This window comes from Tepidicaulis marinus (assembly GCF_000739695.1).
Lineage (GTDB): Bacteria > Pseudomonadota > Alphaproteobacteria > Parvibaculales > Parvibaculaceae > Tepidicaulis > Tepidicaulis marinus.
Genome location: NZ_BBIO01000010.1, coordinates 41,339 through 63,219 on the forward strand (window position 1 = coordinate 41,339; position 21,881 = coordinate 63,219).

Here is a 21,881-nt window from a genome sequence, read left to right on the forward strand (position 1 = left end):
CACACCGCCCCCCGCACGGTCGATATCCATGCAGCCAGTGATTCACGGCCGAAACGCACGCCCATGAAACCAACAGTTCTGATTGTCGAAGACGAAGAAGCGCTCTCCACTCTCCTGCGCTACAACCTTGAAAAAGAAGGTTATGACGTGGCCGTGGCCATGGACGGCGAGGAAGCGGAAATTCAGGTGCGCGAGCATCTGCCCGATCTCGTGCTCTTGGACTGGATGCTGCCGGGCGTTTCCGGCATCGAGCTGTGCCGGCGCTTGCGTGGGCGGCCCGAAAGCCGGAACCTGCCCATCGTCATGATCACTGCGCGCGGGGAGGAGGCGGACCGGATCCGCGGTCTCGACACCGGCGCCGACGATTACATTACCAAGCCGTTTTCCACGAGCGAGCTTCTGGCGCGCATCCGCGCCGTCATGCGCCGCATCCGCCCGGCGCTGGCCGAGGATATCGTCACTTTCGGGGATATCGTGATCGACCGCGCCGCGCACCGCGTGCGCCGCGCCGACCGCGAGGTGCATCTGGGGCCGACGGAATACCGTCTCCTCGAACATCTCATGCAGCATCCCGGCCGCGTCTTCTCCCGCGCTCAGCTTCTCGACACGGTCTGGGGCTCGGATGTTTATGTGGAAGCGCGCACGGTGGATGTGCATATCGGCCGGCTGCGCAAGGCGCTGAACGCCAAGGGCGAGCACGACCCGATCCGCACCGTGCGGGCCGCGGGCTATGCGCTCGACGAGCAGGTGCCCGGCGCGTCGAGCGAGTGATCGGCCCCGGAATTTCAGAAAAACGGTAGCGCAAAATAAAAGCCGGCCCACCTCCCCCTCGAGGTATCGGGCCGGCTTTCTTCCCCTGCGCGCCTCTTGCCTTTGCAGAATACGCCTGAACAAAGACAGGCAAGCGCACCGCCAAGAAACGGGGCTTAGACGGCGAAGTCACGCCGCCGGTCGTTGCGTTTGCGGGCCTGCACGGGCTGGTAGGCAAGCCGGGCGTGCTCGGCGCAATAAGGCATGCCGGGCGCCGAGCGGTCGCCGCAGAAATGGAAGCTTTCCTCGCCCGGATCGCCGATCGGCCATTTGCAAGTGTGCTCGGTCAAGGAGAGAACGGTCGCCCCGTCGCCGATGGCCACATCCGTCAGGCGGCGCTGCGGGGCGGGGGCGGGCAGCGGCTTTTCCTTGGCAAGCGCTGCGCTTTCGCGGGCTTCGCTCGCCTGGGCGGGCTGCGGACGGGCGGCGGGCGCTGCGGCAGCAGCCGGCTGCTGGCGGGCCCGGCTCGGCCGGTTCGAGGTGGCGCGGCCGGAAAGACCCAGCCGGTGGACCTTGCCGATCACCGCATTACGCGTGACGCCGCCCAGCTGCTTGGCAATCTGGCTGGCGCTCAGGCCTTCGGCCCACAATTTCTTGAGAGTTTCGACCCTGTCTTCCGTCCACATGCCTTTTATCCCTCGTCTGCGGGCGCGCGCCTGCGTGCCCCAGGTTTCCCCGAGATTTCCGGCGCCGTGCCCGGTACGCGCTGGCGGCGCCGCCACTACATATCGTGTTGCGATTGGGTTAACACTACAAGATAGGGGCAGGTTTCCGCAAGGCGCGTGGGCCTGCAAAGGCGCCTTATCCACAAAAAATCGCGCTTAGCGAACGCAAAACCACAAAATATGGGCTCAAGACCCCGAATTATCCCCAGTTTGACGCGCGTGTGCATTGCCAAATCGCCTGCGAGTGACTATTTGGGGTCGCAATGGGAAGGCAGGGCAGATGAGTTTTCAGGATTATCCCCCGCAGGGAACGCGCCGCTTCGGGGCCGTCAACTGGCTCGGCATGTGGACGCTTTACGTGAAAGAAGTGCGCCGCTTCATCAAGGTCATCACGCAGACCGTGGCCGCGCCCGTCATCACGACCCTGCTGTTCCTGGCGATTTTCTCGCTGGCGCTTGGCCGGCTGCGCCCGGACGTGCAGGGCGTGCCCTTTGCCGAGTTCATTGCGCCCGGTCTCATCATGATGACCATGCTGCAAAACGCCTTTGCCAATACCTCTTCCTCGCTGCTGATCTCCAAGGTGCAGGGCAATATCGTCGATATTCTCATGCCGCCCTTGTCGGCGGGCGAGCTGAATGTCGGCATCGCCATGGCCGGGGTGACGCGCGGGGTGATGGTCGGTATCGTGACCGCGCTCGGCATGATCGCCTTTGTCGATATCGCCATCGTGCATCTTTGGGCCGTGATTTATTACGCCATTGCCGCCTCGCTCATGCTCTCGCTGCTCGGCATGCTGGGCGGCATTTGGTCGGAAAAATTCGATCATTTGCAGGCAGTCACGAATTTCATCATCACACCGCTTGCCTTTCTCTCGGGCACGTTCTATTCGATCCGCCAATTGCCCGATTTCGCTCAGGAAGCGGTGATGTATAACCCCTTCTTCTATCTGATCGACGGCTTCCGCTACGGCATGACCGGCCATGCGGACGGCTCGGTGGCGGTGGGCGTTGTCTTCACACTGGGGCTGAATGTGGTTCTCTGGCTCATCACGGACTATGTGCTGCGACGAGGATACCGTCTCAAAGCCTGAGCACAGCTCGGGCGTTTGAGGCGGGGACCTCTCAAGGCACGAGTAAGTGATTGAGATGAAAGAGAAAATACCTGCCCGCCCGATCCAAGAACGATTGACAGGGCAAGACTTCTCCAACATACTCTAGCGCTTCTCGGACGCCGCCAGGAAAGGCGGCTTTTTCTATTCTGTTCGGGAGCATCGGGAAATGATTACGCCAGTCCTGCCAACTTATGCGCGGGTAAATATCGAGTTCGAGAGGGGCGAAGGGCCCTATCTCTTTACGCCTGAAGGGGAAAGATACCTGGACTTCGGTTCGGGCATCGCCGTGAACCTTCTGGGCCACGCGCATCCGCGCCTTGTCGCCGCTCTTGGCGAGCAGGCGGGCAAGCTCTGGCACACCTCCAATCTTTACCGCGTGCCGGGCCAGGAGAAACTGGCCGAGCGGCTTGTCGCGGCCACCTTCGCCGACAGCGTTTTTTTCACCAATTCCGGCGCCGAGGCGATGGAATGCGCGATCAAGATGGCGCGAAAGTACCATTCTGCGAGCGGCCATCCCGAGCGCTATGAGATCATCACCTTCGAAGGCGCCTTCCACGGCCGCACGCTCGCAACCATCGCGGCAGGCGGGCAGAAGAAACATCTGGAAGGGTTCGGGCCCAAGGTCGAAGGCTTCCCGCAAGTGCCGCATGGCGACATGGATGCGCTGAAAGCGGCGATCGGCGAGAAGACCGCTGCTGTGCTGCTTGAGCCCGTGCAAGGGGAAGGCGGCATTCGTCCCTTCTCCAACGAGCAGCTGCGCGCCATCCGCAAAATCTGCGATGAGGCGGGTATCCTCCTGATTTTCGATGAAGTGCAGACCGGCATGGGCCGCACGGGCTGGCTCTTTGCCCATGAACCTTCCGGCGTTACACCCGACATTATGGGCGTGGCGAAAGGTATTGGCGGCGGCTTTCCGCTCGGCGCCTGTCTTGCCACCGAGGAAGCGGCCAAGGGCATGACCGCCGGCAGCCACGGCTCGACCTATGGCGGCAACCCGCTCGCCATGGCCGTCGGCAATGCCGTGCTCGATGTGGTGCTGGAAGAAGGCTTTCTGGAGAAAGTCCGCCAGACCGGCATCAAGCTGAAACAGAAACTCGCCATGCTGGCCGACGAGCATCCTTCCATCATCGAAGGGGTGCGCGGGGAAGGGCTGCTGCTCGGCCTCAAATGCAAAGCGCCGAACGGGGATCTGATCGGGGCGCTTTACGGCGAACATCTTTTGACGGTCGGCGCGGGCGACAATGTCGTGCGCGTCATTCCCCCCCTCATCGTCACCGATGCCGAGATCGACGAAGCGATCGGCGCCATCGACCGGGCCTGCGCCAAACTGGAGGCGGCAGGTGCAGGTGACACAGACAAAAAGGAGGGCGTGGCATGAGCAGTGCGCCCGTTATCGACATGCCGGTAAAAGACACGGCGAGACATTTTCTCGATCTGGATGCCATCGACAAGAAAACCCTGCGCCGGATTTTGGATGCCGCCCATGCGCGCAAACGCAAGCGCAAGGGGCTGCCGCACGGCGCGCGCGATGCGGATGCACCGCTCGATGGCAAAATGCTGGCGATGATTTTCGAAAAGCCCTCGACGCGCACGCGCGTCTCCTTCGATGTGGCCATGCGCCAGCTCGGCGGGGAAAGCATGCTCTTGAACGGCAATGACATGCAGCTCGGCCGGGGCGAGACGATTGCCGATACCGCCCGCGTGCTCTCGCGCTATGTGGATGCGATCATGATCCGCACCCATGCCCATGAGATGCTGGAAGAGCTGGCCGAATGCGCGAGCGTGCCGGTGATCAACGGGCTGACCGATCATTCCCACCCCTGCCAGCTCATGGCCGATGTCATGACGTTCGAGGAGCACAAAGGCCCCATTGCCGGGCATGTGGTGGCCTGGTCCGGGGATGGCAACAATGTCGCAACGACCTGGGTGCAGGCGGCGGTGCAATTCGATTTCGAATTGCGCGTGGCCTGCCCGCCCGAGCTCGACATTCCCGAACACGTGATCGATTGGGCGCGCAAGGCCGGCGGCAAGGTAAGTGTGACGCGCGATCCTTTTGCCGCGGCGGACGGGGCGGACTGCGTCGTTACCGATACCTGGGTGTCCATGGGCGACGATGAAGCGACCGCCGAGCGCCGGCACAATTTGCTGGCGCCTTATCAGGTCAACGAAAAGCTTATGGCGGCTGCCGCCAAGGATGCGCTTTTCATGCATTGCCTGCCCGCCCACCGGGGCGAGGAAGCCAGCGAAGGGGTGATCGACGGGCCGCAATCGGTGGTGTTCGATGTGGCCGAGAACCGGCTTCACGCGCAAAAGGGCGTGCTGGCCTGGTGCCTCGCTTAAATCTCAACTAAGGGACGAGAGTTTACGTGTCCTATATCGGTGACGATCTTATTACGCCCTTCCAGATCGAGGGTATGAGCGTGCGCGGGCGTGTGGCGCGCCTCGGCCCGCTCGTCAATGAAGTGCTGACCCGCCACAATTACAAAGAACCTGTCTCGGTTCTGCTGGGCGAGGCGCTGACGCTCGCGGCGCTTCTCGGCAGCGCGCTGAAATTCGACGGGCGGCTGACCTTGCAAACCAAGGGCGACGGGCCCGTCTCCATGCTGGTGGCCGATTATGAAGCGCCGGGCAGACTGCGCGGCTATGCCCATACGGATGAAGAGGCGCTTGAGGCGGCGATTGCGGACGGGCGCGTGACGAGCGCGGACCTGGTGGGCAGCGGCTATCTTGCCATGACCATCGATCAGGGCCCGGACATGGAGCGTTATCAGGGCATTGTCGAGCTCGACCCGCGCGGCCTTGCCGAATGCGCGCACGCTTACTTCGCTCAGTCCGAACAGATCGCCACCTCGATCCGGCTTGCCGTCGCCCCGCTTTTCGACCGGGACGCGGAAGGCCACGGCCAGACCGAATGGCGCGCCGGGGCGATCATGATCCAGCATCTGGCCCGCGACGGCGGCTTGACCGGTCATAAGGAAGACGAAGAAGAAGCGCAGCCGCTCACCCAGGAAGAAAAAGACTGGGAACACGCCGCCGTGCTGCTCGACACGGTCGAGGATCATGAATTGCTGGACCCGCAGGTAACCCCCGACCGCCTGCTCTTCCGGCTCTATCATGAGGACGGGGTCAGGGTTTATCCGCCTCATGAGGTGGCTTTTGGCTGCCGCTGCTCGGCCGAGCGCATGGAAGAAGTGCTCACACGTTTCGATGACGCCGATATTGACGAGATGACGGTGGATGGGGCGATCGAAACGCGTTGCGAGTTCTGCGCGCAAGTTTATCATTTCGATCCGGAAGCGCTGAAGAGAGCGGGGAAGGAAAAAACCGAATGACACTGTGCCGGAAAGTCGCGGTTTTGGTTTTGGCAAGCGCGGGCATCGCCCTTGCCGGCTGCACCAGTGCGCCGCCGCCGGCCAGTCCCGTGGACATAACCTATCAGCACCGCACGCCCATTACCTTGAACGTCGCCGCCATCGATGTGGTGGACCGCTCGGGTTCAGGCTCGGGCGCAAACCGGCTCGAACAATTGCACCGGCAAAACCCGGCAAGCCTCGCGCGCCGCTGGGCAGAGGAACGCCTGCGCGCCGGCGGTACGGGCGGCCAGGCAACGCTCATTATCGATGAGGCGTCCGTGCGCGAAGAGCGCCTGGAAGTGACGGCGGGCTTTACCGATCTTTTCAAGGATGAAGTGGACACGCGTCTTCATGCGGTGCTGGCCGCGCGGCTTGAATACCAATTGCCGGGACAGGGCTCCGGCGCGGTGGACGTGAAAGTGGAGGCGCGCCGGGACGTGCTGGAAAGCGCCTCGCTCAATGAGCGCGACATCGCCTATTTCCAGCTCATGGAACGGGTGGCAAGCGAGCTCGACAATAGGCTGACGCCGGATGTCGAAAGCACGTTTGCTCCCATTATTCTGCGTTAGATTTCCCGTCAGCTTGCCAGATGCGCCGCGAGCCGCGCGAAAAAGCGCTCGCAGGCGGCGACTTGCGCAAGCTCGATAAACTCATCCGTCTTATGCGCCTGCTGAATGCTGCCCGGCCCGCAAATGACGGTGGGAATATCCGCCATCTGAAAAAGCCCCGCTTCCGTGCCGTAGGAGACTGCCTCGGTTTCGTTGCGCCCGGCAAGCTGCAGCACCAGCGCCTCGCCCGGTGCGCCTTCTTGCGGTTTGAGCGGGGGTACGAAGGCGCGGGCCGCCGTTTCGATGGCGGCGCCGGGAAAGACGGCGCGCATGCGCGGCAGAAGTTTTTCCTCGGCAAAGGCTTTGAAGCGGGTTGGAATTTCCTCTGGGTCCTGGTCGGGCAGGGCGCGGAACTCCCAGCGAAAATCGCAGTGGCGCGGAATGATATTGACCGCTGTGCCGCCTTCGATCGTGCCGATCTGCATGCTCGTATAAGGCGGATCGAAACGGCCCGACGCATCGCCCTTGGCCTGCATTTCCGCGCCGATCCGGGCGAGAAAGCCGATCAGCTCGGCGGCATAGACGATGGCGTTGACGCCTTTATCCATGGCGCTTGAATGCGCCTCAAGGCCCGTCACCTTGGTGTGAAAAGCATGGATGCTCTTATGCGCGTTCACGACTTTCATGTCCGAGGGTTCGCCGACGATGACGATTTCGGGCCGGGGCAGGGCGCGGATGATTTCGTCGATCATGGAGCGCACGCCGAGGCAGCCCACTTCCTCGTCATAGGAAAGCGCGAAATAGAGCGGCACTTTAAGCCCGCGTTCCAGGAACTGCGGCACGAAGGCAAGCGCGATGGCGATGAAGGATTTCATGTCGCTGGTGCCGCGCCCGTAAAGGCGGCCGTCTTTTTCGGTGACGGTGAAAGGATCGCTCGACCAGTCTTGTCCATCGACCGGCACGACGTCCGTGTGGCCGGAGAGCACGATCCCGCCTTCCTTTTCCGCCGGGCCAAGGGCTGCAAAGAGATTTGCCTTGGTGCCGTCTTCGCTCATCACCCGGCGGGAGGGAATGCCCCAGCCGGAAAGATAATCCTCGACGAATTCGATGAGCGCCAGGTTGGAATGACGGCTGACCGTGTCGAACGAGATCAGCTTGTCTATCATTTGGCGCGGGGTGAAATGCTGCGGCATGGGCGGCTCCTTTGCGCGCATCCTAGCGGGCCGGATGGCGGGCGCAAGAACCAGTTTCAGGCCTGCCTAGCTGCGCCAGAAAGAGGGCATGAAAATCACCAGCACGGTAAAGACTTCCAGCCGCCCCATCAGCATGGAAAGGGAAAGCAGCCATTTGGCCGCATCGGGCAGCGTGGAGAAATTGCCCGCCGGGCCGATAATCTCGCCAAGGCCGGGGCCGACATTGGCCATGGTCGTGGCGGCCGCCGAAATCGAGGTCAGCACGTCGAGGCCCATCAGATTGAGCAGCACGGCGATCACGGAAAAGCAAAGCATGAAAAGAAACATGAAGCTCATCACTGAGGCGATGACACCGTCGCCGATGGGATTGCCGTTATAACGCGGTACGAAAACCCCGTTCGGATGCACCATGCGGCGCATTTCGGTAAAGAGCGAGGCGAAGACGATTTGGAAGCGGAAAATCTTCATGCCGCAAGAGGTGGAGCCTGAGCAGCCGCCGATAAACATGATGACGAAGAAGATTGCGACCGCGAGCGGGCCCCATTCGGAAAAATTATGGGTGGCATAGCCGGTGCCGGTGAGAATGGAGATCGAATTGAAAAGCGCGTAGCGGAACTGGTCGGGCAGCGCCCCATTGATGCCTTGGAGCATCTGATAGGCGGTGAGGATAATGGCGAGAGTGGCCACGACATAAAAGAACATATGCACTTGCGCATCGCGCAGCAGTGGGCGCGCATCGCCGCGCAGTGCCCTGAGATAAAGTGCGAAAGGCAGGGAGCCGACGATCATGGCGGCGACTATGGTGTAGTCGACCGCGGCGCTTTCGAAATGCCCCACAGAGGCGTCCTTTGTCGAAAAACCGCCGGTGGCGATGGAAGTCATGGAATGATTGACCGCGTCGAAACCATTGAGCCCGGCAAGCCAGAGAAAGAAGGCAAAGACGGCGGTAGCTGCGAGATAAAAGCTCGTCAGCGAGCCGGCAAGCTGGGCGGCGCTGGGCAGCACTTTTTCCGCCGTATCGAAGGCTTCGACCTTGAACATCTGCATGCCGCCAATTTGCAGGATGGGCAGGAGCGCGATGGCCATGACCACAATGCCGAGCCCGCCCAGCCATTGCAGCAGAGAGCGCCAAAGAAGAAAGCCGGGCGGCGCGGTGTCGAGCCCCACCACCACCGTCGCCCCCGTTGTCGTCAGGCCCGACATAGCCTCGAAAAAAGCGTCGGTATAGCTCAAGGACAGTTCGGAAAAAGCGAAGGGCAGCGCGCCGAAACCGGGAAGAAAGACCCAGATGAAGGTGACGAGCAGAAAGGCTTCCTTGAGGGTGAGATCGCTCGCATGGCCCCAGGTCATGAGCGTCATGCTGCCGCCGGTGAAAAGGGTGAGCGTGGCGGCAAGGGCGAAGACCTGCCAGTCGGGATTGCCGGCGCCTGCATCGATGGCCGCCGGGATCAGCATGGCGCTGCCCAGCGTGGTCAGCAAAATGCCCGTGACGAGAATGATGGGTCTGAAGTCGATCATAACGCCTTGGGTCTGACCTCTTAAGCTAGCTGGGGGCCAACCGCTGAGAGAAGGTGGGGCCTTCTCCAAAAAAGGTGCAGACCTTGGGAGCGCGGGGCGCTTCCGCTCAGTTCACGAGCCGGACTGCGTGAGGACAGTCGAGCGAGAAGGCGGGAATGTCAACCTCGAAGCTGTCGCCCCCGTCCAGCGCCATTTCGTAATTGCCGAGCATGATGCCCGACGGCGTGGTGAGCGGGGTGCCGCTTGTATATTGAAAGGATTCACCGGGCGGAATGACGGGCTGCTCGCCCACCACACCTTCGCCGTGCACTTCATGCGTATAGCCGCGCTGATCGGTGATCTGCCAGTGGCGGCTTTTCAGCTGCACGGGCTCCGCGCCTTCGTTGCGGATGACGACCGTATAGGCCCAGACATAATAGTCCTCATCCGGGTCCGACTGATCGTCCAGATAATGCGGTTCAACCTCGACCCTGATGGCGCGGGTGGTGGCAGAGAACATGGCCCAATCCCATTGGCAGCTATGGAGCCCTGGACGCATCCGCCAAGGCCGATACGTACAGTTTATGAAAATGCCCCTAATTCCAGGTTACCGGGCAGCTAGGAAAGCTGTCCGCCCTTGGTCCCGATTCGCAGTACCAATCTAGCGGGCAGGGCGGGCGGAAATATGGCTTTCCAGCGCTTAAACGGCGGCGAGCGCCCGGTCCAGGTCTTCTATCAGGTCTTGGGAATCCTCCAAGCCGACAGAAAGCCGCAGCAGACCCGCACTGATCCCCAGCTCCGCCCGCGCTTCCTCGGAAAGGCGCTGATGGGTGGTGGTGGCCGGATGAGTGATGAGGCTTTTGGCATCGCCCAGATTGTTGGAAATCAGGATGATTTGAAGCGCATTGGCAAGGCGGAAGGCCGCTTCCTTGCCGCCTTTCACCTCGAGCGCGACAATATTGCCGCCCGCCGCCATCTGCCGGCGCGCAAGGGCGGCCTGCGGGTGGCTGTCGAGGGTGGGATAGAGCGTCTTTTGCACTTTGGGATGGGCGTCGAGAAAGCGGGCGACCGCCTCCCCGTTTGCCGCGTGGGCGCTGACGCGCAAGTCCAGCGTTTCCAGGCTTTTCAGCATGACCCAGGCATTGAAGGGACTGAGTGCCGGGCCCGTCTGGCGCAGGAAATTGCCCAAATGCTCGGCGATGAACTCCTCATCGGCGAGCACAATACCGCCGAGGCAGCGCCCCTGCCCATCGATATGTTTGGTGGCCGAATAGACGGTGATATCGGCGCCGAATTCGAAGGGCCGCTGCAGCACGGGCGTGGCGAAAACATTGTCCACCACCAGTCGCGCGCCCGCCTCATGGGCAATGTCGGCGACGGCCTGAAGATCGATGATTTCCAGCGTCGGGTTGGACGGCGTTTCGAGGAAAAAGACTTTCGTGTTGGGCTGCACCGCCGCCTTCCATTGCGCCAGATCCGTGCCCTCGATCAGCGTCGAGGTGATACCGAAGCGCGGCAGAAGATCTTCCACGATATAGCGGCAGGAGCCGAACAGCGCCTTGGCGGCCACCACATGGTCGCCCGCCGAAAGCTGGCAGAGCATGGCCGCCGTCACCGCCGCCATGCCCGTTGCCGTGGCGCGTGCATCGATGGTCCGTCCCCCGGGCGCGCCTTCGAGCGCGATCATCCGTTCTTCGAACATCCGCACGGTCGGGTTGGCGAAGCGCGAGTAGATGAAGCCCGGCTCTTCGCCCTTGAAGCGGGCTTCGGCGTCTTCCGCGCTGTCATAGACATAGCCGGAGGTCAGGAACATCGCCTCGCCGGTCTCCCCGAAGGGGCTGCGGGCGGTGCCGCCATGCACCGCCTTGGTGCGGGGGCGCCAGTTCTGAGAGGGAGTTTTGGGGGTGCCGCTGCCTTGTTTCGCGCTCATCGGACGATGCCTCAAATAAAAAACCCCGACCTTTGGCCGGGGATGCATCCTCCGACCTTTTTAGCGGTTTCTTTAACGTGGCCGCAAGCCGGTCGGCTCAAATCACCACGGGAATGGCAAGGTTGATACGCTTTTTGGCCCCCCGCGTCAAGAAAAGAGGCCGTGAGGGCGCGCGGAGCGGGGGTGGCGGTTTTGCTTGGAGCCGCCCTCTTGCCCTTTTATAAGGGGGGCATGACGAAAGCAGCCAGCGACCTTTTCCCCGATCATGACGGCGCCTCCCTGAAGGAAGTGCGCGGTGATGCGACCCATGCCACGGGCATTCTGCCTGCCCATGCCATCCGCGCGCTGATCCGCGAAAAAGAGATCTGGGCGGCCAAGGAAATCGAGGATGCGCAGGTGCAGCCGGCAAGCCTCGATCTGCGCCTCGGCCCCGTCGCCTACCGCTTGCGGGCGAGCTTCCTGCCCGGCGAGGGGAGCGCGGTGATGGACAAGGTGGAGGAATTTGCGCTCCACAAGATCGACCTTTCCGAAGGCGCGGTGCTGGAGACGGGCTGCGTCTATCTCGTTCCGCTTCTGGAGGCGCTCGCCCTTTCCGAGCGCACGGGGGCGGCCGCCAATCCGAAAAGCTCCACCGGCCGGCTCGATATTTTCACGCGCGTCATTACGGATTTCGGCACCGAGTTCGATCAGGTCGAGCCGGGCTACAAGGGCCACCTTTATCTCGAAGTCAGCCCGCGCACCTTTCCCATTCTCGTGCGCCAGGGCTCGCGGCTCTCGCAAATCCGCTTCCGCCGGGGCGAGGCGCGCCATTCGGATACCGAGCTGCGCCACTTGCATGAGCAGCACAAGCTCGTGGATGGAGGCGAGCCCAATATCGATGGCGGGCTCGGCCTGACCGTCGATCTGTCGGGCGATCGGGAAACCGGCCTTGTCGGCTACCGGGCCAAGCGTCATTCCGCGGTCATCGATGTGGACAGGCCCGGCGCTTACGAGGTGCTCGACTTCTGGGACCCGGTCTATGTGCGAGGGGCAAAGCGGATTATTCTCGATCCGGATGAATTTTATATCCTGGCGTCCCGCGAGGCGGTGCATGTGCCCGCCACCCATGCCGCCGAAATGGTGCCTTACAATCCGCTGGTGGGTGAATTCCGCGTCCATTATGCCGGTTTCTTCGATCCCGGTTTCGGCGCGGGCGAGGCGGGCGGCACGGGCTCGCGCGCGGTGCTGGAAGTGCGCAGCCATGAAGTGCCCTTCATCCTCGAAGACGGGCAGATCATCGGCCGGCTCGTCTATGAGCGGCTGACGGGCAAACCCACGGCGCTATACGGCACGGGCATCGGCTCGAATTATCAGCGCCAGGGTCTCAAGCTCTCCAAACATTTCAAGTCCTGATCCCGTGGGCGGCGATCCTCTCAGCTTTCTGCCGCGCGCGCTGGCTTTTGCAGGCCTGTGCCTTTGCCTTGTGGCGGGCAGCCAGCTTGCCGCCTGGGCAGGCATCGGCGTGCCGGGCGCGGTGATGGGGCTCCTCCTGCTGCTCGGCGCGCTTTTTCTTGCGCATCACGTCCCGCAATCGTTGGAAGATGTGTCGGCTTTTCTGCTGCGCCATCTCAATCTCTTTTTCGTGCCCGCCGGTGTCGGGCTCATGGCCTATGCGGGGCTCGTGGCGCGCGATCTTTGGCCCATTCTCGCCGCGCTCTTTTTGAGCACGCTTTTGGGCCTCGCCGTCACGGCGCTGGTTTTCTCTTGGGCTCTCAAAAGGCGGGAGGAGGGGAAATGAGGATCGAAAACTGGCTCATGGGCTATCAGCTTTTCTTCTGGCTCGGCGTCACGCTCGCGCTTTACTGGGGCGCATTGCATCTGCAGCGGAAGCTGGGCGGCTCGCCGCTTGCCAATCCGGTGCTGGTGGCGTCTGCGCCCATCATCGCCTTCCTGGCGCTCAGCGATACGCCTTTTGCCTCTTACGATCTTGGCGGACAGGTGCTGCTGTTCTTTTTGGGCCCGGCAACGGTGGCGCTCGCCATCCCCTTCTTCCGTAACATTCAGCGGGTGCGTCATGTCATCGGCCCGCTCCTCGTTGCGCTCAGCGCAGGCTCGCTCACCGCTATTTTAAGCGGCGTAGGTATCGCCTTTCTGCTTGGGGCGGATAAAGCAACAGTTCTTTCCATGTCGGCCAAATCCATCACGACGCCGATAGCCATGGGCGTGTCGGAAGAAATCGGCGCGTTGCCGGTGCTGACTGCAGGCTTCGTGATCGCGGCGGGCATTATCGGCGCGGCGCTTGGCGGCCCGCTTCTGACGCTCTTGGGCGTCAGGGACGAGCGCGCGCGCGGTCTTGGCCTTGGCGTTGCCGCGCACGGCATCGGCACGGCGCGCGCCTTTCAGGTAAGCCCGCTCATGGGGACGTTCTCGGGTGTTGCCATGACGCTGAACGGGATTTTGACCGCGCTCTTGCTGCCGCTCGTCTGGCGGCTTTTCTTTTAAGACGGAACTCAAAAGCGAAAAGGCCCGCGCGGGCGGGCCTTTGCCACTCGAAGAACTTGACCGGCTAAGCGGGTTTAAAGATTTTCCGGGTTGCCGTCATAGATTTTGAAGTTGGTGTTGCCGACGCCCGGCTCGTTCAGCCGCCGCAGCGTGCCTTCCGAATCGGCTTCATAATCGAAGCAGCCGTCTTCGCGGTCGGAAAGGCCGAGCTGAACGCAGAACTTACCGTCGTTCACCGACCAGCTGCCGGTATATTTCGACCAGTTGCCGGCCTGATTACAGGCGCGTTCCTTACCCTGAATTTTGCCGTCGGGCGCATAGAACTCCATGAAGTCCTTGCGGGCCGCGCCGCATTCCCGGTACTGGCCTTCGATCGTGTTGCCGACAACGATATTGGCAACCTCGTGGCCGGGCAGATAGACCTCGGCAAAAGCCGGGGCAGCAAAGATCATGCTGGCGCCGAGCGCCATCGCGTAAATGCTCTTCATTACATCCTCCATACGGGTTGATGGCAAACTGAGGCCAAAGCGCCAGCGCCATTGATACGTGCACAGAGAACCTAGAAGGAAGGAGGGCGGGTGTATTTGATACGGATCAAGATGTATCAACTATTTGTTAACCAGAGCAGGAGCCGCCGCCTAAAACGCAAAAACGGGCGCAATGCGGGTGGTTGAGCGGCACGCTCGAGGACGCCTCCTTAAGCGTGGTGCCAAGCTCGAAACGCGCATCATAGGGAAGCAGCGTGCAGGCAAGCACCGCCGGCTTCTCCGCCCCCTTGCGTTTGACCACCATGCGCGAGGAGGCGCACATCATGTCGGCAGGGTCGACATTGAGAATGCCCCAGCAGGCGGTGGTGATTTCCGGAACATCTGCTTCTTCATCCATTTCCGGAAAGAGCACGAGACCGGCCGGATCCTGCGCGTCGATGGCGATATTCTCGCGGGCAAAGAGCGCGGCGAACCCGTCCCGCACGTCTTTTTCCTCTTCATGCCAGAGCGTGCGGCCCGCCACATTGATGGTGAAGCCGTTATCCGAGAGCCAGGACAGCCCCTCGATGCCCTTGGCAAAGGCGCCGGGGCCGCGTTCCTCGTCGTGCAGCTTTTCCGAATAATGATCGAGGCTGACGCGCATCGTCAGCTTCTCGCCATAGGCGTTTTGGATGGCGAGCAGTTTTTCGCGGATCTTCGGGCGCATCATGGGCTGCATGGCATTGGTCAGCACCAGCACCTCGAAGCCGCGGGCAAGCGCCGTTTCCAGCATGGACGGCATATCCGGGTTCATGAAAGGCTCGCCGCCGGTAAAGCCGATTTCCCGCGTGCCGAGCCCGTCCCGCGCGATCTCATCGAGATAAGCGCACATCTCTTCATGGGTGAGATAGACGAGCCGGTCATTGCTGGGGCTCGATTCAATGTAGCAATGTTCGCAAGCGACATTGCAAAGCGTGCCCGTGTTGAACCAGAGCGTATCGAGCTTGCGCAAGGCAACCTGCGCCCGCCGCTCTCCCTTGGCGGTGACGCCGGGATGCGCGAATTTTTTATCGCTGGCAGGCGGGGCGGACATCATGTTCATGAAGCGACCTATAACATTCGAAAGCAGCTCTTTGCTTCACATCTTTGCGACCCTGGCTATGCTGGCGCAAGAAAAACAAGATGACTAACTTTTAGGCAGAGGGGATGGGATGCAGCATGAAATGGGGGAAGGCCCGCTTCTGGATGCGGGCGGCGGGCTCAGCGAGGCAGGTTTCGCGCGGCGCGAGGTGAAGCGTTATGCGCGGGCCGCCATCAAGGCGCCCTGGCACCGCATCAAGGAATGGGACTATTACTGCATCACCACGGACACGCACGCCCTGGCGCTGACGCTGGCGGATAATGCCTATATGGGGCTTTTATCCGCCTCCTGGCTCGATTTCGAAAAAAAGCGGGACTGGACCCATTCGCTCACCCCCTTCCTGACGCGGGGCCGGCTCGCCCTGCCCGAAAGCGCGGACCGGGGCGATGTGGCGGCAAGCTTCAAGGGCTTTTCCCTTGCCTTTTCCCATGAGCGGGAGGGCCGCCGGCTTCGCGCCGACTTTCCGCAGTTCGCCGGGGGCAAGGGCCTCAAAGGCGAGGTGCTGCTGCGCGATGTGCCCGAAGAGCGCATGGTGATCGCAACGCCTTTCCCGGAAAACAAGAAAGCCTTCTATTACAACCAGAAAATCAATTGCATGGCCGCCGAAGGCGAGATCGTGGTGGGCGGCGAGCGCCACAGTTTCGATCCCTCCCGCCATTTCGGCCTGCTCGATTGGGGGCGCGGGGTCTGGACCTATGACAATACCTGGTATTGGGGCTCGGCCTCGGGCCTCGTTTCGGGGGCGCCTTTCGGGTTCAATATCGGCTACGGTTTCGGCGATACATCGGCGGCAAGCGAGAACATGCTGTTCTGGAAGGGCCGCGCCCATAAGCTCTCCCGCGTCGATTGGCACATGCCCAAAGGCACTTATGACGGTGCGTCCTGGCGTTTTTCCAGCGATGATGGGCGCTTTGAAATGGAATTCGAGCCGCTGATGGACCGCGCGGCCCATGTGGACCTGAAAATCCTGCGCTCCGTGCAGCATCAGGTGTTCGGGCGTTTCACCGGCAAGGCGGTGCTGGACGGGGGCGAAGTGCTGGAGGTCAAAGGCCTGACGGGCTTTGCCGAAGAAGTGCAGAACCGGTGGTAATTTGCTTGAGCCGCAGGGGCTTTGGGCTGTAAAAGAGGCCCATCTTGCGGGTGTAGCTCAATGGTAGAGCAGAAGCTTCCCAAGCTTAAGACGAGGGTTCGATTCCCTTCACCCGCTCCACTTATCCCGCATTTCTTTTCCGTATTCTTCTCTTACGGCTTTTCCTTCGGGCGCAGCCGCGAGAGGCCGTGTTCGGTCTTTTCCCAATAATCGGGCTGGCGGGCGAGCTGCCAGAGCGCGCGGTAGGCGGCGGCTGAAATCATTAGCCAGTAAAGTGGACTGAGGGCGACGTGGCACGCGAGGGCAAGCCCGAAGCGCTGGCGCGCGGCAATGGCGCTTGCCGCCAGTGTGACGCCATATCCCATGGCGAAGACGGAAAGATTGAAAGGCGCGAAAGGGTCCGCCGCCAACATGCTGCCCGTGCCCGAGAGCAACCAGTGCAGCGCCATCAAATAGATGAAAGGGTGCAGCAGCGCGGCCAGAACGAAGCCGCCCAGCACGACATAAGAAAAGACAAAGGCGGCAGGGCGCAGCTGCCGCGCGGTGCGCCAGGGCGCGCGCAGGCGCACGAGCAAGGTCTGCATCCAGCCTTTCAGCCAGCGGGTACGCTGGCGCATCCAGGCGGCCGGCGTCAGCGTCGCTTCTTCCTGGGTGAGCGAGGGAATGACGGCGGTGCGGAAGCCAAGCTCGTGAAGGCGAAGCCCAAGATCGGCATCTTCCGTGACATTGAACGGGTCCCAGGCCCCGGCCCGGCGCAGCAGCGCGGTGCGGAAATGCGTCGAGGTGCCGCCCAAGGGAAAGGGCAGGCCGAAGCGGGCAAGGGCGGGCAGAAGCAGCTCGAAGAGCGCGGCATATTCGATCGCCGATTGGCGCGTCAGCCAGTTTTCGCGCGCGTTGTAAAACATCAGCTGGCCTTGCACGCATGCCATGCGCGGCCCCCCTTCATCGAAGGCGGCAAGGGCCATGCGCAATTGGCGCGGGTCGGGCACGTCTTCTGCATCATAAACGACGAGGAATTCTCCGCGCGCAAAGGCCAGCGCATAGTTGCAGGCCTTGGGCTTCGTCAGCGGTTTGGATTTCGGCACGATGATGAATTCGACATGGGAGGGCAGGCGCGCGGCCTTTGCCGCCTCCAGCGTTTCGCTGTCGCCTTCTTCGAGCACGAATTTGATGTCGAGCTTGTCCGGCGGATAGTCGAGCGCACGCAAGGCCTTTGCGAGGCCGGGAATGATGGCGGCCTCGCGGAAAAGCGGCACGAGAATGGTGTAAACCGGCAGCGCGTCCTCGCGCCGCCGCTCGCGCGGGGCTTTCAACGGAATGACGCCGTAAAGAAGCGAGAAGGCGCGCAGCGCGGCAAGCGCCAGGAAGGTGCTGCCCGCGATGAGGTTGATGAGGCCGAGCATGGCCGGCCCGAAAAAGAAAAGCGCGGCAAGACAGAAAGCGGCAAGGCAGAACGTGCTGCCTTTGAGGGCGGGTGTGACGAGCTTGCGGGCGGAAAGATGCGCGGCTTCCTTGGCAAGCGCGAAACGGGCGCGGTGCGTGAGGTGATGGCGGAAGCGTTTTTGCAGGCTCCAGAGAATGTCGAGCGGCGAGGTGAGAAAGACAAGGGCCGGGCGCTGCGCTTCCTCAAGCGCGCGCCGCGCGGCGGCCGGGTCGCTTGCAACGAAAATCTCCTGGCCATTGAGAACGCGCCAGGGCAGGCAGCGATGGGTGAGATAAAAATCAAGCTCATCTGCTTTCAAGAGCGCAGGCTCGGGCGGTTCTTCCAGAAGATTGACGAAAGGCAGGCCGAGCTGACGGCCGAGCGCGCGGTAAAGGTCGAGCGCGCGGATCGCGCCGCTTGCGATCAGCGTTTCTCCGAGCCGGGCATGGCTTTTCTTTTGCGCCTGAAGCGCGGCGGCAAGCGCGCTCTCGCTGATATGTCCGGCTTTGACGAGATATTGGCCGAAAAGGGGCTGTGTGCGGCTTGCAAAGGGACGGGCCGTCTCGGCCAGGCCGTGCGCGGTTTTCTCCTTGGCGGGGGAGGCCGCGGTGCCGGGCGGTATGGGATAGGTGCCGCCGGACCTGCGCTCCGGGCTATGGGGCTGGCGCCGCTCGCCCGGCTGGTATGCGTCACGCGGCGCGCAGGTGCTAGTTCCGCGCCCGTCATGCCCCCTTGGGGTCTCTTTGGGCGCCTCTTTGGGTGCCCCTTTGGGCGCTCCCCCCTTCGCCTCCAATCGCCGCCCTCCTCATAGAGAACTTTCCGTTCTTTTGTAAAATGATGGTTGTGGTTAATTGAAGGCGCGGCAATACAAGAGTTAGGACGGAAGACGGGCGCGCGCAGCTTGCGGTTGAAGCGGCGCGGCGGCGGCGGATTTTCAGAAGGAACGCGCGGTCACGCGGAAGGCTGGACGCTGAGCGCGCGGCGCGGCATTCTCCCGCAATGCGTGTTCTCTTGACCATCAACATCCTCGCCCTTCTGGTGGTGGCCGCCGCTGCCGCCATTGTGAGCGAAGGCAAACCGCTTAAAGACATCACGGGCTGGAGCCTTGTGCGCGCCGAGAGGCTGGCAGAGCTGGAAGCGCTGGAGGCTGCGCATCTGGCCGGGCAAGGCAGTGAGAAAGACGCCGCTCTTCCCGCGCCCCGCCCGCATGACGCGGGGAGCGGGGGCGCCGGGACTGCGCTGGCGAAAAAACTCACCATTGCAACGGAAGGCGCTTTTCCGCCTTTCAATTTCACCGGCGAGGACGGCGCGCCGAAGGGCATGGAAATCGAGCTTGTCCGGGCGCTTTGCGGCCAGCTAGCCCTCGACTGCACGTTTGTTACCGCGCCCTGGGGCGAACTGCTGCCCGGCTTGCGGGCGGGCAAATACGATCTCATTGCCGCTTCGCTGCGCATCCCCCATGAGGCGGAAAAGGGGGTGATTTACTCCGCACCTTATTACGCAACGCCGGGCCGTTTTGCCGCGCGCCGCAGCGCCTTGCCCGAGGCCGAACGGGAAGCAGGCACCCTGCCGCCCTTGCGGGATAAAAAAGTGCTGGTGGAAGAAGGCTCGCTCCATGAAGCCTTTCTCAAGGCCCGCTTCCCGCTTGCCAGAGCTGAGGGTGTGCCGAGCTTTGCTCAAGCCTGGGCGGGCCTGACGCGCGGGGAGGCCGATTATATTTTTGCCGATGCGCGCGCGCTTGAAGGACAGCTTTCAAAGGCTGCCTGCTGTGAGCCCATGGGCCCCCTTTACAGCAACAAGGATTATTTCGGTGCCGGCATCGGCTTTGCGATGCCCGCCCGCCACCGCGCTCTTGCCGTCAAGATCGATGAGCACTTGCAAAAGATGCGCGCGAGCGGCGCGCTCGAAGCGCTCGCCCGCGCCCATAATGCGCCGGTCTTTTTCTAAATCGGGATCAGTCTTCGGTTTCGTCCGCCATCAGCTCGCGCGGCTTGCCGTAGAAGACAAGCGCGCCCGTGCCCGGCGTGATGGCACGCCAGTTGTCGATGTCGAAATCGAAAACGACGAAGGCGCCGGTCGGGAAATGCTCGAACTTGCTCGCATCGTCCGGATGCCCGGCAAGCAGGGCGGCGAGAAGCTCAAGGCCCGGATTATGCGCGATGAGGAGAAGCGTGTCCGTGTCGTCGCCTGCATGCTGAATGGCGCCGATCAGTTCTTCCGGCATCGCCATATAAAGATCGTCGTGATAGCTCACACAAGGGCCGAGCTTGGCGGCGATCGGCTCGCAAGTCGCCTTCGCGCGCTTGGCCGTGGAGCACATGACCTGATCCGGCTTGAAGCCGCGTTTGACGATGAAATCGGCCATGAAATCGGCCGCCTTCCTGCCGCGCTTGTTCAAGGGGCGCGCCGCATCGTCCAGAGCCGTGTCGCTCCAGTCGGATTTGGCATGTCTTAAAAGGCACAGGCGTTTCATCGCGTCTTCCAGAGTTTCGGCCGGAAGGGCAGGGCAAGGCTCCAAAGGATCCGGGCAGGTTCCGGCCCGCGATGCTCGGCCAGGCCAATTTCCATCCCCTGATGCCCCTTTTCCGGCTCGGCACGATAAGTACCGAAAAGACGGTCCCAAAGCGAGAGGTTAAAGCCAAAATTACTGTTAGTTTCCCGCTTGATGACCGAATGATGCACCCGGTGCATGTCCGGGGTGACGATGAAGGCCCTTAAAACCCGGTCGGCGGCGCGGGGAAGGGCGATATTGGCGTGGTTGAACATGGCCGTGGCGTTGAGGATCACCTCAAAGGCGATGACCGCGATGGGCCCGATCCCGAGAAGGAAGACCAGGACAATCTTGAAGCCCATGCTCAGCAGAATTTCGATGGGGTGAAAGCGGATGCCGGTCGTCGTGTCGATATCCCGGTCCACATGATGCATGGCATGCAGCCGCCAGAGCGCTGGCACGAAATGAAAAACCACATGCTGGGCATAGATCGCAAGATCGAGCAGCAGAAGCGAGAGCGCAAAGATAAGGGGCTCCGGCAGCAGGTTTCCGGCGGCAGGCAGATTGAAAAGCCCCCAGCCTTTCTCCTCCGCCAGAAGCGCGGCATCGACGGCAAGCAGCGGCAGCAAAAAGCGCAGCGCCAGCGAGTTAACGAGCGAGATGGAGAGGTTGCTCGCATCCCGCCGCCATTTCGGCAGGCTGGACGGGCGTTTCGGGATCAGCCATTCGAGCAACAGCATGGCGCCGAGGACGCCGAGGAAAACCCCCTGCCTTATGAGAATTTCATCCGTCAGCCAGCTTGCCATTGCGTCCCTTCAGCCCCTTGGCGCACTCTTTACCGGTGCGCTGCCTTATCTTAAGGATATATATAGCGCAGATGAGACGGCAGGGGCGGGCTGACATGAACGTGATCCTGCCGGCCCTTTTTAAGGCGGATGAGGCGATGGGGATAAACGCGGTTTGGCTGGGCGCGCGCGGCGCGCGGGCATTTGTGCTGGCGGCGGTGTTTTTCCTTGCCGCTAGTGCGGGGCTCAGGGCGGAGGAGACGGACCTGGGCGCCGAAGAAGGCGAGTTCGACACCGATTACATTTGCCGGACGCTGGATGAGACCCCGCCGGGCGAGCCGCTTTTTTGCTCCGCTTCCATCGGTCCCGGCGCGCCCGACATCGAGGTCGCCCTTTTCTGGCAGCGCGAGGATTATTCGATCCTGATCGACCGGATCGAGATTGCGCGCCAGGGAGAGGTGGAGTCTTTCCAGACGATTGGCCCCATCGATTCCCGCGCCCTGCCGGATATGGAGACGAACGGCTTTGAAATGCTGGATATGAATTTCGATGGCTATCTCGATATGCGCATCATCGAGTTTCTGCCCGCCGGTCCCAATATCCCCTATCTCCATTGGCTCTGGTCGCCGGAAAGCGGCAGGTTCGTTTCCGCCGGTTTTCTGAACGAGCTCGGCTATACGGAATTCGATGAGGAAGAACGCCTCGTCTTTGCGCCCTGGCGCTCCAGCGCCGCGGAAATGGGCGAGGACACTTATGTCTATGAGGCGGGCGAGCTGAAACAGACAGGCCGCATCATGCGCCGCTACACCGACGACGGTGCCTGCACGCAAACCTCTTATGAGGCGGTGGACGGCCAGCTCATCAAGACCGCAAGCGGCCCCTGCCCGGAAGAGTGA

22 protein-coding genes, 1 tRNA gene and 1 riboswitch are annotated in these 21,881 nt (G+C 62.0%); of the genes, 13 read left to right on the plus strand and 10 right to left on the minus strand.

The window, feature by feature from the left end; translation table 11 throughout:
• Nucleotides 1–63: 63 nt before the first annotated feature.
• Entirely contained in the window at nucleotides 64–771 is a 708-nt protein-coding gene (phoB, locus tag M2A_RS10190) for a phosphate regulon transcriptional regulator PhoB (RefSeq protein ID WP_045447013.1), read from the plus strand.
• Between the two features lie 155 nt (nucleotides 772–926).
• On the opposite strand, the gene M2A_RS10195 is transcribed toward phoB, so the two are convergent.
• Nucleotides 927–1,436 (minus strand): GcrA family cell cycle regulator, encoded by a 510-nt coding sequence (locus tag M2A_RS10195; RefSeq protein ID WP_045446769.1) that lies wholly within the window; start codon nucleotides 1,434–1,436, stop codon nucleotides 927–929.
• A 319-nt stretch (nucleotides 1,437–1,755) separates the two neighbouring features.
• On the opposite strand from M2A_RS10195, the gene M2A_RS10200 reads away from it, so the two are divergent.
• The 5 genes from M2A_RS10200 (at nucleotide 1,756) to M2A_RS10220 (ending at nucleotide 6,508) form a co-directional block, all read left to right on the plus strand.
• Entirely contained in the window at nucleotides 1,756–2,565 is an 810-nt protein-coding gene (locus tag M2A_RS10200; protein WP_045446771.1) for an ABC transporter permease, read from the plus strand.
• Nucleotides 2,566–2,752: 187 nt separating this feature from the next.
• Nucleotides 2,753–3,964 (plus strand): aspartate aminotransferase family protein, encoded by a 1,212-nt coding sequence (locus M2A_RS10205; RefSeq protein WP_045446773.1) that lies wholly within the window; start codon nucleotides 2,753–2,755, stop codon nucleotides 3,962–3,964.
• On the plus strand, nucleotides 3,961–4,926 hold the full coding sequence (argF, locus tag M2A_RS10210; RefSeq protein ID WP_244444424.1) for an ornithine carbamoyltransferase: 966 nt from the start codon (nucleotides 3,961–3,963) through the stop codon (nucleotides 4,924–4,926). Before M2A_RS10205 ends, argF begins: the two co-directional genes overlap by 4 nt.
• A 26-nt stretch (nucleotides 4,927–4,952) precedes the next feature.
• Nucleotides 4,953–5,918 (plus strand): Hsp33 family molecular chaperone, encoded by a 966-nt coding sequence (locus tag M2A_RS10215; protein ID WP_045446775.1) that lies wholly within the window; start codon nucleotides 4,953–4,955, stop codon nucleotides 5,916–5,918.
• Nucleotides 5,915–6,508 carry a hypothetical protein gene (locus tag M2A_RS10220; RefSeq protein WP_045446777.1) on the plus strand — a complete coding sequence of 198 codons (594 nt, stop codon included), beginning with the start codon at nucleotides 5,915–5,917 and terminating at the stop codon, nucleotides 6,506–6,508. Before M2A_RS10215 ends, M2A_RS10220 begins: the two co-directional genes overlap by 4 nt.
• A gap of 8 nt (nucleotides 6,509–6,516) precedes the next feature.
• Here M2A_RS10220 and argE read toward each other — a convergent pair whose 3' ends face one another.
• From argE to metZ, 4 genes are all read right to left on the minus strand, one after another.
• On the minus strand, nucleotides 6,517–7,680 hold the full coding sequence (argE, locus tag M2A_RS10225; protein WP_045447019.1) for an acetylornithine deacetylase: 1,164 nt from the start codon (nucleotides 7,678–7,680) through the stop codon (nucleotides 6,517–6,519).
• A gap of 66 nt (nucleotides 7,681–7,746) precedes the next feature.
• Complete coding sequence (locus M2A_RS10230) at nucleotides 7,747–9,198, minus strand: TrkH family potassium uptake protein (RefSeq protein WP_045446779.1); 1,452 nt, start codon at nucleotides 9,196–9,198, stop codon at nucleotides 7,747–7,749.
• A gap of 106 nt (nucleotides 9,199–9,304) precedes the next feature.
• A complete protein-coding gene (apaG, locus tag M2A_RS10235; protein ID WP_045446782.1) occupies nucleotides 9,305–9,697 on the minus strand; it encodes a Co2+/Mg2+ efflux facilitator ApaG/CorD in 393 nt (130 codons plus the stop codon).
• 180 nt (nucleotides 9,698–9,877) lie between these two features.
• Nucleotides 9,878–11,107: an O-succinylhomoserine sulfhydrylase gene (gene metZ / locus M2A_RS10240; protein WP_045446785.1), complete on the minus strand. Its 1,230-nt coding sequence runs from the start codon at nucleotides 11,105–11,107 to the stop codon at nucleotides 9,878–9,880.
• A 39-nt stretch (nucleotides 11,108–11,146) separates the two neighbouring features.
• Nucleotides 11,147–11,226: riboswitch (SAM riboswitch) on the minus strand.
• 112 nt (nucleotides 11,227–11,338) lie between these two features.
• Between metZ and M2A_RS10245 the strand changes: the two genes are divergently transcribed.
• The 3 genes from M2A_RS10245 to M2A_RS10255 are packed head-to-tail and all read left to right on the plus strand — an operon-like array spanning nucleotide 11,339 to nucleotide 13,588.
• A complete protein-coding gene (locus M2A_RS10245; RefSeq protein WP_045447021.1) occupies nucleotides 11,339–12,499 on the plus strand; it encodes a 2'-deoxycytidine 5'-triphosphate deaminase in 1,161 nt (386 codons plus the stop codon).
• A 4-nt stretch (nucleotides 12,500–12,503) separates the two neighbouring features.
• A complete protein-coding gene (locus M2A_RS10250; RefSeq protein ID WP_197052905.1) occupies nucleotides 12,504–12,884 on the plus strand; it encodes a CidA/LrgA family protein in 381 nt (126 codons plus the stop codon).
• A complete protein-coding gene (locus M2A_RS10255; RefSeq protein WP_045446788.1) occupies nucleotides 12,881–13,588 on the plus strand; it encodes an LrgB family protein in 708 nt (235 codons plus the stop codon). Before M2A_RS10250 ends, M2A_RS10255 begins: the two co-directional genes overlap by 4 nt.
• A gap of 74 nt (nucleotides 13,589–13,662) precedes the next feature.
• Here the strand turns inward: M2A_RS10255 and M2A_RS10260 are convergent, their stop codons facing one another.
• Nucleotides 13,663–14,076, minus strand: coding sequence for a hypothetical protein (locus tag M2A_RS10260; RefSeq protein ID WP_045446791.1), 414 nt, complete (start codon nucleotides 14,074–14,076; stop codon nucleotides 13,663–13,665).
• A gap of 127 nt (nucleotides 14,077–14,203) precedes the next feature.
• Nucleotides 14,204–15,157: a radical SAM protein gene (locus M2A_RS10265; RefSeq protein ID WP_045446794.1), complete on the minus strand. Its 954-nt coding sequence runs from the start codon at nucleotides 15,155–15,157 to the stop codon at nucleotides 14,204–14,206.
• A gap of 109 nt (nucleotides 15,158–15,266) precedes the next feature.
• Between M2A_RS10265 and M2A_RS10270 the strand changes: the two genes are divergently transcribed.
• Both M2A_RS10270 and M2A_RS10275 read left to right on the plus strand, forming a co-directional pair.
• A complete protein-coding gene (locus tag M2A_RS10270) occupies nucleotides 15,267–16,286 on the plus strand; it encodes a DUF2804 domain-containing protein (protein WP_045446797.1) in 1,020 nt (339 codons plus the stop codon).
• Nucleotides 16,287–16,332: 46 nt separating this feature from the next.
• Nucleotides 16,333–16,406, plus strand: a tRNA-Gly gene (locus M2A_RS10275).
• 32 nt (nucleotides 16,407–16,438) lie between these two features.
• On the opposite strand, the gene M2A_RS10280 is transcribed toward M2A_RS10275, so the two are convergent.
• On the minus strand, nucleotides 16,439–18,502 hold the full coding sequence (locus M2A_RS10280; protein WP_081875553.1) for a glycosyltransferase: 2,064 nt from the start codon (nucleotides 18,500–18,502) through the stop codon (nucleotides 16,439–16,441).
• A 206-nt stretch (nucleotides 18,503–18,708) separates the two neighbouring features.
• Here M2A_RS10280 and M2A_RS17410 point away from each other — a divergent pair, with 206 nt between their 5' ends.
• The gene (locus M2A_RS17410; protein WP_052379391.1) at nucleotides 18,709–19,656 is read left to right on the plus strand and encodes a transporter substrate-binding domain-containing protein; all 948 of its coding nucleotides are present in this window, start codon (nucleotides 18,709–18,711) and stop codon (nucleotides 19,654–19,656) included.
• 7 nt (nucleotides 19,657–19,663) lie between these two features.
• Here M2A_RS17410 and M2A_RS10290 read toward each other — a convergent pair whose 3' ends face one another.
• Both M2A_RS10290 and M2A_RS10295 read right to left on the minus strand, forming a co-directional pair.
• Complete coding sequence (locus M2A_RS10290) at nucleotides 19,664–20,182, minus strand: SixA phosphatase family protein (RefSeq protein ID WP_045446800.1); 519 nt, start codon at nucleotides 20,180–20,182, stop codon at nucleotides 19,664–19,666.
• Complete coding sequence (locus M2A_RS10295) at nucleotides 20,179–21,006, minus strand: sterol desaturase family protein (protein ID WP_045446803.1); 828 nt, start codon at nucleotides 21,004–21,006, stop codon at nucleotides 20,179–20,181. Before M2A_RS10295 ends, M2A_RS10290 begins: the two co-directional genes overlap by 4 nt.
• 95 nt (nucleotides 21,007–21,101) lie before the next feature.
• Here M2A_RS10295 and M2A_RS10300 point away from each other — a divergent pair, with 95 nt between their 5' ends.
• The gene (locus tag M2A_RS10300) at nucleotides 21,102–21,881 is read left to right on the plus strand and encodes an XAC2610-related protein (RefSeq protein WP_045446806.1); all 780 of its coding nucleotides are present in this window, start codon (nucleotides 21,102–21,104) and stop codon (nucleotides 21,879–21,881) included.